Origin of the sequence: Staphylococcus sp. GDY8P120P (assembly GCF_017892065.1) — a bacterium.
GTDB classification, from domain to species: domain Bacteria; phylum Bacillota; class Bacilli; order Staphylococcales; family Staphylococcaceae; genus Staphylococcus; species Staphylococcus nepalensis.
The window spans coordinates 12,419-26,405 of the sequence record NZ_JAESKI010000028.1 but is presented as its reverse complement, the minus strand read 5'-3'; the positions used below and the strand labels follow the sequence as shown (position 1 = coordinate 26,405).

The 13,987-nt window shown below is 32.1% G+C and carries 14 protein-coding genes, 1 pseudogene and 1 riboswitch; of the genes and pseudogenes, 11 read left to right on the top strand and 4 right to left on the bottom strand.

Annotated features, from left to right (window positions below; translation table 11 throughout):
• The first annotated feature begins 354 nt into the window (after positions 1–354).
• From KA900_RS13345 to yidC, 6 genes are all read left to right on the top strand, one after another.
• Positions 355–1,044: a transglycosylase family protein gene (locus tag KA900_RS13345; RefSeq protein ID WP_115342031.1), complete on the top strand. Its 690-nt coding sequence runs from the start codon at positions 355–357 to the stop codon at positions 1,042–1,044.
• Between the two features lie 281 nt (positions 1,045–1,325).
• A riboswitch (TPP riboswitch) is annotated at positions 1,326–1,424 on the top strand.
• Between the two features lie 84 nt (positions 1,425–1,508).
• On the top strand, positions 1,509–2,189 hold the full coding sequence (tenA, locus tag KA900_RS13340; protein ID WP_115342032.1) for a thiaminase II: 681 nt from the start codon (positions 1,509–1,511) through the stop codon (positions 2,187–2,189).
• A gap of 1 nt (position 2,190) precedes the next feature.
• Entirely contained in the window at positions 2,191–3,012 is an 822-nt protein-coding gene (gene thiD, locus KA900_RS13335) for a bifunctional hydroxymethylpyrimidine kinase/phosphomethylpyrimidine kinase (RefSeq protein WP_096808797.1), read from the top strand.
• Positions 3,005–3,790 carry a hydroxyethylthiazole kinase gene (gene thiM / locus KA900_RS13330; protein ID WP_210139763.1) on the top strand — a complete coding sequence of 262 codons (786 nt, stop codon included), beginning with the start codon at positions 3,005–3,007 and terminating at the stop codon, positions 3,788–3,790. The genes thiD and thiM overlap by 8 nt, the downstream gene beginning before the upstream one ends.
• A 2-nt stretch (positions 3,791–3,792) precedes the next feature.
• Positions 3,793–4,431, top strand: a complete 639-nt coding sequence (gene thiE, locus KA900_RS13325) for a thiamine phosphate synthase (protein ID WP_107644183.1) — start codon at positions 3,793–3,795, stop codon at positions 4,429–4,431.
• An 87-nt stretch (positions 4,432–4,518) separates the two neighbouring features.
• The gene (gene yidC / locus KA900_RS13320; protein ID WP_107644184.1) at positions 4,519–5,388 is read left to right on the top strand and encodes a membrane protein insertase YidC; all 870 of its coding nucleotides are present in this window, start codon (positions 4,519–4,521) and stop codon (positions 5,386–5,388) included.
• Between the two features lie 134 nt (positions 5,389–5,522).
• Here yidC and KA900_RS13315 read toward each other — a convergent pair whose 3' ends face one another.
• The gene (locus KA900_RS13315; RefSeq protein WP_210139762.1) at positions 5,523–6,176 is read right to left on the bottom strand and encodes an HD domain-containing protein; all 654 of its coding nucleotides are present in this window, start codon (positions 6,174–6,176) and stop codon (positions 5,523–5,525) included.
• Positions 6,177–6,495: 319 nt separating this feature from the next.
• Positions 6,496–7,980, bottom strand: coding sequence for a cardiolipin synthase (cls, locus tag KA900_RS13310; RefSeq protein WP_096808801.1), 1,485 nt, complete (start codon positions 7,978–7,980; stop codon positions 6,496–6,498).
• A 141-nt stretch (positions 7,981–8,121) separates the two neighbouring features.
• Here cls and csoR point away from each other — a divergent pair, with 141 nt between their 5' ends.
• The 3 genes from csoR to KA900_RS13295 all read left to right on the top strand — a co-directional run bounded on the left by csoR (position 8,122) and on the right by KA900_RS13295 (position 9,100).
• Positions 8,122–8,415, top strand: coding sequence for a copper-sensing transcriptional repressor CsoR (csoR, locus tag KA900_RS13305; RefSeq protein WP_103372588.1), 294 nt, complete (start codon positions 8,122–8,124; stop codon positions 8,413–8,415).
• A 14-nt stretch (positions 8,416–8,429) separates the two neighbouring features.
• On the top strand, positions 8,430–8,636 hold the full coding sequence (gene csoZ / locus KA900_RS13300) for a putative copper chaperone CsoZ (RefSeq protein ID WP_096808803.1): 207 nt from the start codon (positions 8,430–8,432) through the stop codon (positions 8,634–8,636).
• Positions 8,637–8,959: 323 nt separating this feature from the next.
• Positions 8,960–9,100: an Lmo0850 family protein gene (locus tag KA900_RS13295; RefSeq protein ID WP_002482742.1), complete on the top strand. Its 141-nt coding sequence runs from the start codon at positions 8,960–8,962 to the stop codon at positions 9,098–9,100.
• Positions 9,101–9,246: 146 nt separating this feature from the next.
• Here KA900_RS13295 and KA900_RS13290 read toward each other — a convergent pair.
• Both KA900_RS13290 and KA900_RS13285 read right to left on the bottom strand, forming a co-directional pair.
• A pseudogene (locus KA900_RS13290) lies at positions 9,247–9,468 on the bottom strand (transposase); the annotation flags it as partial.
• 212 nt (positions 9,469–9,680) lie between these two features.
• Entirely contained in the window at positions 9,681–10,874 is a 1,194-nt protein-coding gene (locus KA900_RS13285; protein WP_096808805.1) for an FtsW/RodA/SpoVE family cell cycle protein, read from the bottom strand.
• 261 nt (positions 10,875–11,135) lie between these two features.
• Here KA900_RS13285 and KA900_RS13280 point away from each other — a divergent pair, with 261 nt between their 5' ends.
• Together KA900_RS13280 and KA900_RS13275 are read left to right on the top strand one after the other, a co-directional pair.
• Entirely contained in the window at positions 11,136–12,206 is a 1,071-nt protein-coding gene (locus KA900_RS13280) for a D-alanine--D-alanine ligase (RefSeq protein WP_096808806.1), read from the top strand.
• A 12-nt stretch (positions 12,207–12,218) separates the two neighbouring features.
• Positions 12,219–13,574, top strand: a complete 1,356-nt coding sequence (locus KA900_RS13275; RefSeq protein ID WP_115342033.1) for a UDP-N-acetylmuramoyl-tripeptide--D-alanyl-D-alanine ligase — start codon at positions 12,219–12,221, stop codon at positions 13,572–13,574.
• Positions 13,575–13,987 lie beyond the last annotated feature (413 nt).

Sequence of the window (13,987 nt, the reverse complement as noted above, 5' to 3'; positions counted from 1 at the left end):
ATTAAATTATACTTCTATCAGGCTATTCCTTCTAACTTAATATTTATTTCGTTTAGATAGGAATAGCTTAATACATAATTTAGCCAATATTGATATCTAATATAACAGAATAATCAGACAAATTACAAGTGTATTACATTGGATAATTTTCCATATTAAGCAAAAGCACTTTCATAACAGTTTTTTAGAATAAAGTTAGACTATTATAACTTTGGATAAATGTAACTCGCATGTAAAGAAAGTATACACTTTTTTATTTGACTGTAACCTACTACTATTTTTTAGATGTTATAGTTGTACTTGCAAATTAATCATAACTAAAAATTATTTACCTTATAGGAGGAATTATTAACAATGAAAAAAACAGTATTAGCATCAACATTAGCAGTAGGTTTAGGCGTTACAGGATTCGCAGCAGGAAACTCAGCAGACGCAGCCGAACAAGGCGTTGACAAAGCACAATTAGCACAATTAGCACAATCTAATCCAGAACAATTAGATGCATCTCCAGTTCAAGAGGGTGCATATAACTATAACTTTAATCATAATGGACAAAATTTCAATTTTGAATCAGATGGCCAAAATTGGTCATGGAGCTTTGGCGAAGGTTCTAGTTCAAGCGACGTTTCATCAGAACAATCTACTACTGAAGAACAACCACAACAAACTGAGCAAGCATCAACTGAACAACCAGCTCAACAAGCTGCGCCCCAAACTGAACAAACACAACAACCAAAACAAGAAGCTACAACAAAAGCTTCAACTCAATCATCAAGCTCAAATGAAGCTTCAAGTGGTTCATCAGTAAACGTTAATTCACATTTACAAGCAATTGCACAACGTGAATCAGGCGGAGATCTTAAAGCTGTAAACCCATCATCAGGTGCAGCAGGTAAATATCAATTCTTACAAAGCACTTGGGACTCAGTAGCACCTGCAGAATATCAAGGTGTATCTCCAACAGAAGCTCCAGAGTCAGTACAAGACCAAGCAGCAATGGATCTTTACAACACAGCTGGTGCTTCACAATGGGTAACTGCATAATTTAAAATAATAACATTATTTAAGTAATAAGAAGAGGCTAGGTTAAAATACCCTAGTCTCTTCTTTTTTTGCAGTAAATGATTAAAATACCAATATATTTATATCTAAATCCTAAAGCGCCAGTTCTTACTCATGAACTTCAGCGCATGTATAACTACCTATAAAAATAATGACTTAACCTTATCGAGATATAGAATCTATTAAAAATAATATGCGATTTCATATTTGATTGAATTTGCAATGTGTGAGTTAATTTGTTATGTTTAAGAAACTATAAAGTATAAGACTACTAGGGGAGCCGTTAGGCTGAGATGAAATAGTTCAGACCCTTACAACCTGATTTGGTTAATACCAACGTAGGAAAGTAGTATTGTATTAATATTTTGGGAAAGTAACGCTGACCTATGTATTAATTAACTACATTCCTACGTGGGATGTAGTTTTTTTATTTAGGAGGGCTAAGTGTGTTATTTTCACAAGAATTAAAAGAAGCTTCAAAACCAATTATAAAGAAAATTTATAAAGATCCTTTTATACAAGACATGTTACATGGAACACTTCCTAGCGACGCAATCAAATTTTATTTAAGGGCAGATGCATCTTACTTAAAAGAATTTGCAAATATTTATGCATTATTGATACCTAAAATGAACCAATTAGAAGATGTTAAGTTCTTAGTAGAACAAATACAGTTTATAGTTGAAGGCGAAGTAGAAGCACATGAAATATTAGCAGAACATGTGCAAGAGAATTATAATGAAATCGTACAAGAAAAAGTATGGCCACCGAGTGGTGATCATTATATAAAGCATATGTATTTCAATGCTTATGCTAAAGAAAATGCAGCATATACAATTGCAGCTATGGCACCGTGCCCTTATGTTTATCAAGTGATTGCTAAAGCGGCATTAAAAGATAATGGATTAAATCAAAATTCTATTTTAGCTAGATGGTTTGAATTTTATAGTAAAGAAATGGACGCACTTGTAAATGTGTTTGATAATTTAATGAACCAGTTAACCGAAAATATGTCTATTAAAGAAAAAAATGAAATTAAATCATGTTTCTTACAAAGTACGGTACACGAACGTAATTTCTTTAATATGTCTTATATTCAAGAAGATTGGTTATACGGAGGAGATTAATATGAATAAACCTAGCATCGCTTTAACGATTGCAGGAACTGACCCTACTGGCGGAGCAGGGGTTATGGCAGATTTGAAATCTTTTCATGCTTGTGGTGTATATGGTATGGCAGCCATTACGAGTATTGTTGCTCAAAATACAAAAGGTGTACAGCATATTCATAATATAGAAACACAGTGGTTAAAAGAACAACTAGAAAGCATATTTAATGACGAGTTACCACAAGCATTGAAAACAGGAATGATTGCATCAAAAGAAATGATGGAATTAATACAGCAATATTTAAAAAAATATTCTGATATCCCATACGTGATTGATCCCGTCATGTTAGCCAAAAGCGGGGATTCACTTATGGATGATGATGCTAAATCTAATTTGCAAAATATTTTATTACCTCATGCTACTGTTGCAACACCGAATTTGCCAGAAACGGAAGAAATTACTGGTATATCAATCAAGGATGAATCATCTATTTATCAAGCGGGCAACATTTTTATTAATGAGATAGGTAGTAAAGGCGTTGTGATTAAAGGCGGGCATTCAGAAGATAAGAATAAAGCAACAGATTATCTTTTTACAAAAGACAATGTATATACTTTTGAAGAGCCTAGGTATGAAACAAAGCACACGCACGGTACAGGATGTACTTTTTCAGCGGTTATTACAGCAGAGTTAGCTAAAGGGAAATCGATGTATGAAGCGGTCCGAAAAGCGAAAAAATTTATTTCATTAAGTATTAAATACACGCCCGAAATTGGACAAGGTAGAGGACCGGTAAATCATTTCGCATATATGAAGGAAGTTGGTTTAGATGATGAATAATTTAGAAAACCTGAGGCAACACAATCCACTTGTGATATGTTATACAAATGACGTAGTTAAAAACTTTACTGCAAATGGTTTGTTAAGTTTAGGTGCAAGTCCAGCAATGAGTGAGGCACCTGAAGAAGCGCATGAAATGTTGACAGCTGCCAAGGCATTGTTGATTAATATTGGAACGTTAACCAAAGAGAGAGAAAAAGACATTTTAGAAATTGCAAAGACTGCAAACCAAGTAGGCACGCCTATTATATTTGACCCTGTTGCAGTAGGCGCTTCACAATATAGAAAGGACTTTTGTGCAAACTTTTTAAAAGAAATAAAAGTTGCAGTCATAAAAGGTAATGCCTCTGAAATATTTACATTGGTTAACAGTGATACAAAAATGAAAGGGACAGATAGTGACCAAAATTTAGATTCAGTGGCAATCGCAAATGAAGCTCAAAAACACTTCAAGACAACAATTATATTAACTGGAAAAGATGACGTGATTGTACAAAAAGGACGTATATTTAAATTATCTAATGGTTCCTCATTATTAGCAAAAATAACTGGCGCTGGTTGTTTATTAGGCGCAGTGGTAGCAAGTTTTGTTGATTCAGAACATCCATCGATAGATGCGCTCATAGAAGCTGTTTCTCTGTATAATATTGCTGCAGAAAAAGCGGAAGAAAGTGTACAAAATCGAGGGCCAGGTTCATTTGCAGTAGAACTTTTAAATGCATTATATAAAGTGTCATTTGAAGCGTATGAACAATACAGTAATATAGAAGAGGTGTAACCATGTTTGCAAAAGAACATTTGAAGCTATATTTTATATGTGGGAGTCAAGATATACCTCATGAGACTTCATTGACTGAAGTCGTTACCGAAGCTTTGAAATCAGGTATAACGATGTTTCAATTTAGAGAAAAAGGCGAAGGTTCCTTATCTGGAAGTGAAAAGATCACGCTTGCTGAAAAATTATTGAGTCTATGTAGAAGTTATCACGTGCCATTTATTGTAAATGATGACGTTGACTTAGCGAAAATGATAGATGCAGATGGTATCCATGTTGGTCAAAAAGATGAAAATATAGCAACATTCGATAAGGAGTTTGAAGATAAAATTATAGGGCTTAGTATAAGTGATTTAGAAGAATATCAATCATCTGATTTAACGAATGTTGATTATATAGGTGTTGGCCCAATGTATAATACTGGATCTAAATCAGATGCAAAAGCGCCAGTTGGGCCTGAAATGATTCAGAATTTGAGAACGAAACTTCAAGATTTTCCAATCGTTGCAATCGGCGGCATTAACACGGAAAATGCACAACTAGTGATAAATAGCGGTGCAGACGGCATATCAGTGATTTCAGCAATAGCCAAAAGCCCAAACATTAAAGGAACTGTGCAACAATTTTTACAAACTGTTGAATAATGAAGAAAACTTTCTTTTTTTGTTTTCTACTTTCCTTTGAGTATGATAAAATAAATTCTATGTGAATATATCATTAGAGGTGGAAAAATGAAAAAGAAAGCGCTACTACCTTTATTATTAGGTGTAATGGTCTTTTTAGCAGGCTGTGACTATTCTAAACCTGAAAATAGAGATGGATTTTTCTTTAATACGTTTGTAGAACCAATGGATAAATTAATACATTGGTTAGGAACTAGTTTTAACAATGATTATGGTTTAGCAATAGTGGTACTTGTACTGGCAATTCGTATTGTATTATTGCCTTTCATGTTATCAAACTATAAAAATAGTCATATGATGCGAGAAAAAATGAAGGTTGCAAAACCGGATATTGATGCAGTTCAGGAAAAAGTTAAGCGTTCAAGAACGCAAGAAGAAAAAATGGCTGCAAATCAAGAAATGATGGAAGTATATAAAAAATACGATATGAACCCGATGAAGAGTATGTTAGGTTGTTTACCAATCTTAATTCAGATGCCAATCATCATGGGATTATTCTTTGTATTAAAATATCCGTCAAGCGGTGGCTTTACTGAACATCCTAATTTCCTATGGTTTAATTTAGCACAACCTGATATTTGGATAACGGTTATTGCTGGTATTTTATACTTCTTACAAGCCTTTGTTTCAAGTAAGAGTATGCCAAATGAACAACGTCAAATGGGTTATATGATGATGATTATCTCACCTATTATGATTGTTTGGATTTCTTTAAGTTCAGCTTCTGCATTAGGTCTTTATTGGTCAGTCAGTGCGGCATTCTTGATAGTACAAACGCAAGTAGCGAACATGTACTACTCAAATCTTGCTAAAAAAGAAGTTGCTCCAATGATTGAAGCAATGAAAAAAAACGATGCTGACAATGCACCTAAAGGTAAGAACACGCAAGTGGTATCTAAGAAATCTAAAAAGAAATAACTGATGACAGCTTATTTTGAATAAAGAGAACCTGGTACATAATGCCAGATCATAAGAAAGAGCCCGAAACAGCCTATGTTTCGGGCTCTTTTTGCATGCTATTATAAGAAGCATATAACGAAGTAAATAATCATTTAGTATTTAAAATACCACTCTTTAAAAAACGTTTGTACAAAATCTTGCATATAGTCGTGACGTTGTTGAGCTAAGTTCTTGGCAGTTTTTGTATGCATTAACGTTTTAAGTTTCAATAATTTTTCAAAAAAATGTTTAATGGCAGAAGGCGGCCAGTCATTATAATTTTGATTGGTTTCTTGCATAATATTATGGTCCTGATTTTCTACCCACATTGGTTCACCAAAATGGCCGGCAAATTGGAAGGTACGTGCGATGCCAATAGCTCCCATTGCGTCTAATCGATCTGCGTCACGCACAATTTGGCCTTCAATGGATAATTTAGTGTTATTATTTGCTCCATTTTTATAACTCATATTTTCAATGATATGTAATATACTTTCTTGCAATGTTTGAGAGAGGTTCAACTCAGCAAAAAAAATTATTAAACGTGCTTTTGCTTCTTTTGGTTTTGCAATTTTTTCGTCAATTGTGTCGTGTAATATACTTGCTAATTGAATTGTCAATAAGTGTCCTTTTTGTTCGTTAGAAGCAATGTATTCAGCTAATTTTGTAACACGGTTAACGTGGGCAATATCATGGCCAGAAACATCATCATAATGAAATGTTTCCATATATGAGTTGGCTTTATTAAGTATATCTTGTTCAAACATATTAAATTGTCCTCCATTTCAAAATAGGATAATCATACTTATTTGATACAAGCCAAAAGAATTCGTGGAAACTTAAAAAAGGAGCGGGGAAACCACATTTTTCTAAAATGATTTCGCGTTGTCCCACTCTAATAATAATGACTTGAAAAAGCGTACAAAAGCTAGGGCGTACATTTAAATACTTCAAACGTTAAGATAGTTACATCAGTTTAGGCGTAGTGGGTTTAAACCTTGTTCTAAATATCTTTTTTACTCCAATCGTCTATTAGACATATCTTACATAATTTAAGGAAGGTTTGACGCTACAGTATCCTTTACTTTATAAGATGGGAGATAATAGCCTGGAAACACCTTCTTTAAATTTAATCCATAGACTCCTTTGCTCATATAACGGTTTGGTGAGCCTGTACGACACATTTAAATCTTTTTCAAATGCCAATCTAAGTTCCTTTGCAATATAAGGATCGTAAATAAATGCATTTATTTCAAAATTTAATGTAAAACTACGGTGGTCCATATTTGTAGTTCCTACACTGGCCACTTCATCATCAATGACTAATGTTTTAGAATGTAAGAATCCATTATTATAATGAAAGATATTCACGCCTGCATCTAATAAAGAAGCTACATTGTTATATGTTGCCCAATAAACAAACGGATGATCAGGTTTGTTTGGTATCATAACATTAACATTTACACCACCTAATGCTGCGATTTTGATAGCATCAAGAAATGCCTGATCTGGTATAAAATAAGGAGATTGAATAAAAATTGAGTGCTTTGCAGACGCAATCATTTTTAGATAACCATATTTTATTTGTTCCCAAGTTTCATCAGGCCCGCTTGAAGCGATTTGAACACCCGTTGTGCCTCCTGAATCCACATCTGGGAAATAGCGTTCTTCATATTTTAAATTATCACGCGTAGATTGTGAGTTCCAATCAAGCATAAAGCGTAATTGTAAAGCGTTAACTGCATCTCCAACAATACGAAGGTGAGTATCACGCCAGTATCCAAATTTTTTCTTTAGCCCTAAATATTCATCTCCGACATTAAATCCACCTATATAACCAATATGCCCATCTATGACAACGATTTTTCTATGATTTCTATTATTCATTCTTAAATTAATCAGTGGTAATTTTGAAGGAAAGAATGCTTCTACAAGGCCGCCTTTTTTTCTGAAATTTTTAAAATCTTTGATTGATAAAGCTCTAGACCCCATATCATCATAGAGCATTTTAACTTCGACACCTTCATCAAGTTTATGTTCTAATGCAGTTAAGATACGTTTGCCTAATTTATCATTACGAAAAATATAGTATTGGATATGTATATAATCTTTTGCGTTATATATATCATCAATAAGTGAATCAAATTTTTCTTTACCATCTACAAAAATTGTTAGGTCATTATCAGTTGTTAAGAAAGCTGCATTATTATAAAGTAACATTTGAACCATATCTTTAAATTTCACTATTTGATGATTGCCTTTAGAAAAATCATCGTTTTTCAAGGCTTCTAGTTGTTCATTTACAATCATCTCTATGCCAACTTTATCTTCTTCATCTAAACTAAAAATATGTTCTCTTTGTATTTGACGACCGAATAATAGATAAACGACAAAGCCTAATATAGGTATGAGACCTAAAACTAATATCCATGCCCAAACAGAACCTGCAGAGCGTCTTTCCATAAAAATGATTGTAAATGCAAAGATCAGGTTTAATATAAATGCTCCAATAAGAATGACGTTAATAATGACGTTTGTATGGTTATACATTATAGCGAAGATATCTATCATATTAAACCTCCCGATTGGCTATTCAATTATTTAATAATTGGTAAATGCCTTACCATTGTAACATGGAATGCTAGTTTTATCACTTGACTAATACCCAGGAGGGGTATAATATATAATTGAATAAGAAGGAGGCGTTAAATCATGACAGAAACGCAAAAAGCACACCATTCTGAACAAACTAAATCCAATTTAAAGTCTAGATTAAATCGTATCGAAGGCCAAGTAAAAGCAATCAACCGCATGATAGATGAAGATGTATACTGTGATGATGTACTCACACAAATTAGAGCAACAAGATCTGCTTTAAATAGCGTTGCAACAAAACTATTAGATCATCATATGAAGAGTTGTATCATGGACAAGGTCAATCAGGGCGAGCAGCAAGAGGCTATGGATGAACTGTTAGTTACTTTTCAAAAATTGATGAAAGATTAGATAAGGTGAGTATCATGAATTCACAAGCGATTTATATAAAAAACATAGAAAATGAAGCAAACAAAATTCAAATTGAAAGTCATTTGGCGCAACTTATAGGTGTATACAATGTTTCAGTTGATAAAGATTATAAGCGAGTACTTATTGATTTTAAAACACCTGCAAATTTAAATAATTTAGAAAAAGAAATATATGATTTAGGTTTTGAAATTTTATACTAAGCAATTGTTATTATGCAATTATTTGTGACTTTATGCTTCATTAAAATGAATATCTTCGTTTGTATAGTTATAATTATATTTTTTCTAATTTTAAAACGGGGATCATTTTGAAGGTAAAACACACATTCACGACATTTCTTTTGGTTTTTGTGCAATACTCAATTTATGTTTAATATTAAAAATAATTGATTATGAAATTTATATAAGTTAAGTAATAAAAGAAAGAATTTTTTAATAAATATAAAGAAATTTTCAATAATGTGTAGTAATTCATAAATAAATGGGGTAAGATATAGTAGAAGCTAGAAGTTAGGGGTGATGATATGAGTAAGGATAACGAAAAGATTCAAAATGTAGTTAAACTATTATCATCATTAGGGGTAAACATAAAGAAAACTAAATCAAGATTAGAAGTCATGCATACTTTACCAACGACTGTGAAAGCCGCTAACGAATTGAAATAGTAAGTTACCCATATTGTGTTAGAGCGACAGCTCTAACTCAAAAGATCACATTAATTCATTTTACATGAGTTAATGTGATCTTTTTTTACATAACGCCTTTTAATCTATTGGCTCTTTGTCAAAGAGGACTGATACAATTTTTGAGATTAGGCAACCGTAGGTTGCTTAATCTCTTTTTTGATTGTAGAAGCATAAAGTCGTGAAGTTAGTAAGGCACGATTACGCAAATTATTATAATTTCTATATCCAAACGATATTCTTTTAATCAGTTTAATTTTATTATTGATACCTTCTATTGGACCATTGGTTATATTAGGGTATTTTAGTGTGTTATTAATAAATGATTGATATTTTTTTAAAGTTTTCAAGATTATTTTTAATTTGAGACATACTTTGTTGGCATCTATTTCATCAAGGGTACTTATAAAATCTATTGAATTATTCATAGGCGCATAATCTCTCCTTAATTTATTTGGTCAGATATTTAAATTATAGAGATTTTTGCGCTTTTTTTGTACCAAAAAACAGGACTGATTTTTATATCAGTCCTGTTTAGTATAGAGCCAATCTATTTAGCTGATTATTTATTTTTAGTTTGAGCAGTGTAGTGTTTAGATTGGTGGTAATATATTGATAATATTACACCTACACCGCACATTAAACTCCATAATGAACTACCACCATAACTTATAAATGGTAACGGTATACCAGTTATTGGTAATAACTGTATCGTCATCCCAATATTTTCTAAAACGTGGAATAATATCATCGTAGTAAATCCAATTATAAACAATTTACTAAATGGTAAGTCGATTTTAGTTGCAAGTCTGACTAAATGGAAAATAAGTCCTAGGAAAATCAAAATTAAAATGACAGACCCAATAAACCCAAATTCTTCGCCTACAACCGAAAAAATAAAATCAGTGTGGTTTTCTGGAATGTAAACCTCACCTTGGTTGAATCCTTTTCCAAATAATTGTCCAGACCCAATCGCTTTAAGTGATTCAGTTAGATGAAAACCATCTCCACTACTATAAGTATATGGGTCAAGCCAAGAGTTTATACGACTCATTTGGTAGGATTGAATGCCAAAACTATTTTCTAAAATAGAAGGTTTGTATATAACTGATAACACGACACCAGAAGCTATCACGAGTGAGCCTATTAATATAGGTGCTAGTATTTTCCATGTTATACCACTTACAATCATGACACCAACAATAATCGCAAAAATGACAAGCGTTGTACCTAAATCATTTTGTAGTAAGATAAGTACCATTGGAATAAAGGCTATACCAATAATTTTAAAGAATAATTTGAAATCTGTTTCTAAAGATTTATTAAAAGTGAATTGGTTGTGTTTTGTAACAATTTTAGCTAATGCTAAAATGATAACTATTTTCATAAATTCAGAAGGCTGGACACTAATAGGGCCAAATGTGTACCAGCTTTTTGCACCGTTTATGATAGGTGTGATTGGCGTTTCTGGAATAACAAGTAATAAAAGTAATGAGACACATAGGATAATATAAAGTAAATATGTATATTTCATAAGTTTTTTAGGCGAAATTAACATGATTAAACATGCAATGATTGCTCCAAAAACATAATATAATATTTGACGTATACTAAAATTGGCGCTGTATTGGCCGCCCCCCATTGCAGAATTAATAAATGTAATACTTATTATAGCTAATAAAATGATGATGCCTACTAAAATCCAGTCTATTTTCCGGATCCAATGATTATTTTTTGATTGACGTGAAGTATTCATTTCTTACTCCTTTGAAAAACTATTATTTCTAATATATATAGTATATATAGATTTTACCGAACTTTATACTATTTTGCTAGAAGTAGGGTATATAAAATCAAAAATATAATTGTAAGGTTAATTAAAGTTATCACTTTAAATACTTGAAAATCTTCAATATACTAATTAAAAAAATAATCATTCTTCAACTACGTAACAAATGCAAAATATTTATAAATCGTGATATGATGTAGTTTAAGAATTCTATATGGAGGCTAAAATATGGCTAAAGAAAATGTTTGTATCGTTTATGGTGGGAAAAGTGCGGAACACGATGTTTCAATATTAACAGCACAAAATGTCTTGAATGCGATTGATAAAGATAAATATCAAGTAGACATCATTTACATAACAAATGACGGTGACTGGAAAAAGAAAGAAAATATCGTAAATCCTATAGATGACATAGATACATTACGATTAACAGATGTTAATGCTGGAGAAATATCTCATTTATTAAGTACAGGTAGCTTAGGTGGTGCCTACAGTGCAATTTTCCCATTATTACATGGTCCAAATGGTGAGGATGGTACGATACAAGGTCTGTTTGAAGTATTAGATATACCGTATGTCGGCAATGGTGTATTAGCTGCTTCAAGTTCAATGGATAAACTTGTTATGAAACAATTATTCGCACATAGAGGGTTACCTCAGTTACCATATGTAAGCTTTTTAAGAAGTGAATATCAAAAATATGAACATAATATTTTAAAATTAGTGCACGATAAATTAGAATATCCAGTTTTTGTTAAACCTGCTAATCTAGGTTCAAGTGTAGGTATCAGTAAATGTAATAATGAAGAAGCGTTGAAAACTGGTATTGAAGAAGCATTTCAATTTGACCGTAAATTAGTAATTGAACAAGGTATTAATGCTCGAGAAATCGAAGTAGCTGTACTAGGTAACGATTATCCAGAAACGACTTGGCCTGGAGAAGTCGTTAAAGACGTGGCATTTTATGACTATAAAGCGAAATACAAAGATGGAAAAATTAGATTAGATATTCCTGCAGACTTAGATGATGAAGTGAAAATGACTTTGAGAAATATGGCTGTGGAAGCTTTTAAAGCAACAGATTGCTCTGGTTTATTACGCGCAGATTTCTTTGTAACGGATGATAATCAAATTTTTATAAATGAAACAAATGCTATGCCAGGTTTTACTGCTTATAGTATGTACCCAAGCTTATGGGAAAATATGGGGGTAAGTTATGCCGAATTAATTAGTAGATTAATTGAACTAGCAAAAGAAAAACACGAAGATAAAAAGAAAAATAAATATAAAATTGATTGAGGCGATTAATTCATGATTGAAGTAACTTTAGAACAAATCAAAGAATGGATTCCATGTGAAATTGATAATGACTATTTAGATTACACAATTAAAGGTGTTTCTATAGATTCGAGAAAAATCGAGGAGCAAAACTTATTTATTCCATTTAAAGGAGAACACGTGGATGGCCATAAATATGTTGTTCAAGCATTAAAAGATGGCGCAGGGGCAGCATTTTATCAAAAAGACAATGCAATGGATCGTGAAATTTCTGGTCCTATCATTTGGGTAGATGACACACTGGAAGCATTACAGAAATTAGCAAAAGCGTATTTAGCCTTTGTTAAACCTTATGTGGTTGCGGTGACTGGTTCTAATGGTAAAACAACAACGAAAGACATGATTGAAAGTGTATTAAAACCTCAATTTAAAGTGAAAAAGACGCAAGGTAATTATAACAACGAAATTGGTATGCCACTCACAATTTTGCAATTAGACCAAGATACAGAAATCTCTATATTGGAAATGGGGATGTCAGGTTTTCATGAAATTGAAGCTTTAAGTCGATTGGCAAGTCCAGACATTGCTGTAATAACTAATATTGGTGAATCACATATGCAAGATTTGGGTTCAAGAGGAGGTATAGCAAAAGCTAAATCTGAAATTACGATAGGGCTCAAATCTCAAGGGCTATTTATTTACGATGGCGACGAGCCTTTGTTAAAGCCTCACGTAAGTCAATTAATGAACTTAGATTTATTAAGTATAGGTAAAGCAGCAACGAATGACCTAGTATGTTGTATTGAAAAAACAGATAATACAGGCATTATTTTTAATATCAATCATGAGGAACAATATGAATTACCGATTTTAGGCGAACACAATATGAAAAATGCAACTATAGCTATCGCCGTTGGTAAAAGATTGAATTTAAATTATGAAACTATATTTAAAAATTTACAACAAGTTCAACTCACAGGTATGAGAATGGAGCAACATCATACAAATGAGGAGAGATTGGTTATAAATGATGCGTATAATGCAAGTCCAACTAGTATGAAAGCTGCTATCGATACTCTCAGCAGTATGGAAGGAAGAAAAATTCTCGTGCTCGGTGATGTGCTGGAACTAGGGCCTAATAGTCAATTAATGCATGAATCGGTTGGTAATTTCTTAGATAATAAACAAATTGATGCATTATTTACTTATGGAAGAGAAGCGCGTCATATTCATCATACTGGCCAAGCATTCGTAAATTATGCAGCGCACACTACTGATAAATCAGAATTGATTGGCTCACTAAAATCATATATAGAACCCCAAGACAAGATTTTAATTAAAGGTTCACGGGGTATGCAATTAGAAGAAGTGGTAGAAGCGTTAATTTAACTTTCTTTATTAACATACGTTTTAAAATATAAACATTAACTTTATTATGGACACCGCGATTTATTTCACTTTTTTAAGTGTGAATTGTGGTGTTTTAATTATTTTTTAATTAATAAAAGGCACAAAGTTAAGTGTTATTTGTATTCATTAAGAAGTTTCTTGTAAATAAATATTCTAATAATTAACTATATAAACAAATTAACAATTTTTTTTCGAAAGATAAAATAAATACCAGAAAATAAAATTAAACGCTTACAACCTATATATTACAGTGTTTTCTGAGCAGAATATGATTATAAATGTTAAGGGTTATGTTATTTTAACAAATTTGGTTTATTGCGATTATATACTTGAGGTGGTACTATAAAGAAGTTGAAGAAACTTAGATGAACATATATGTATAGAAATACAGA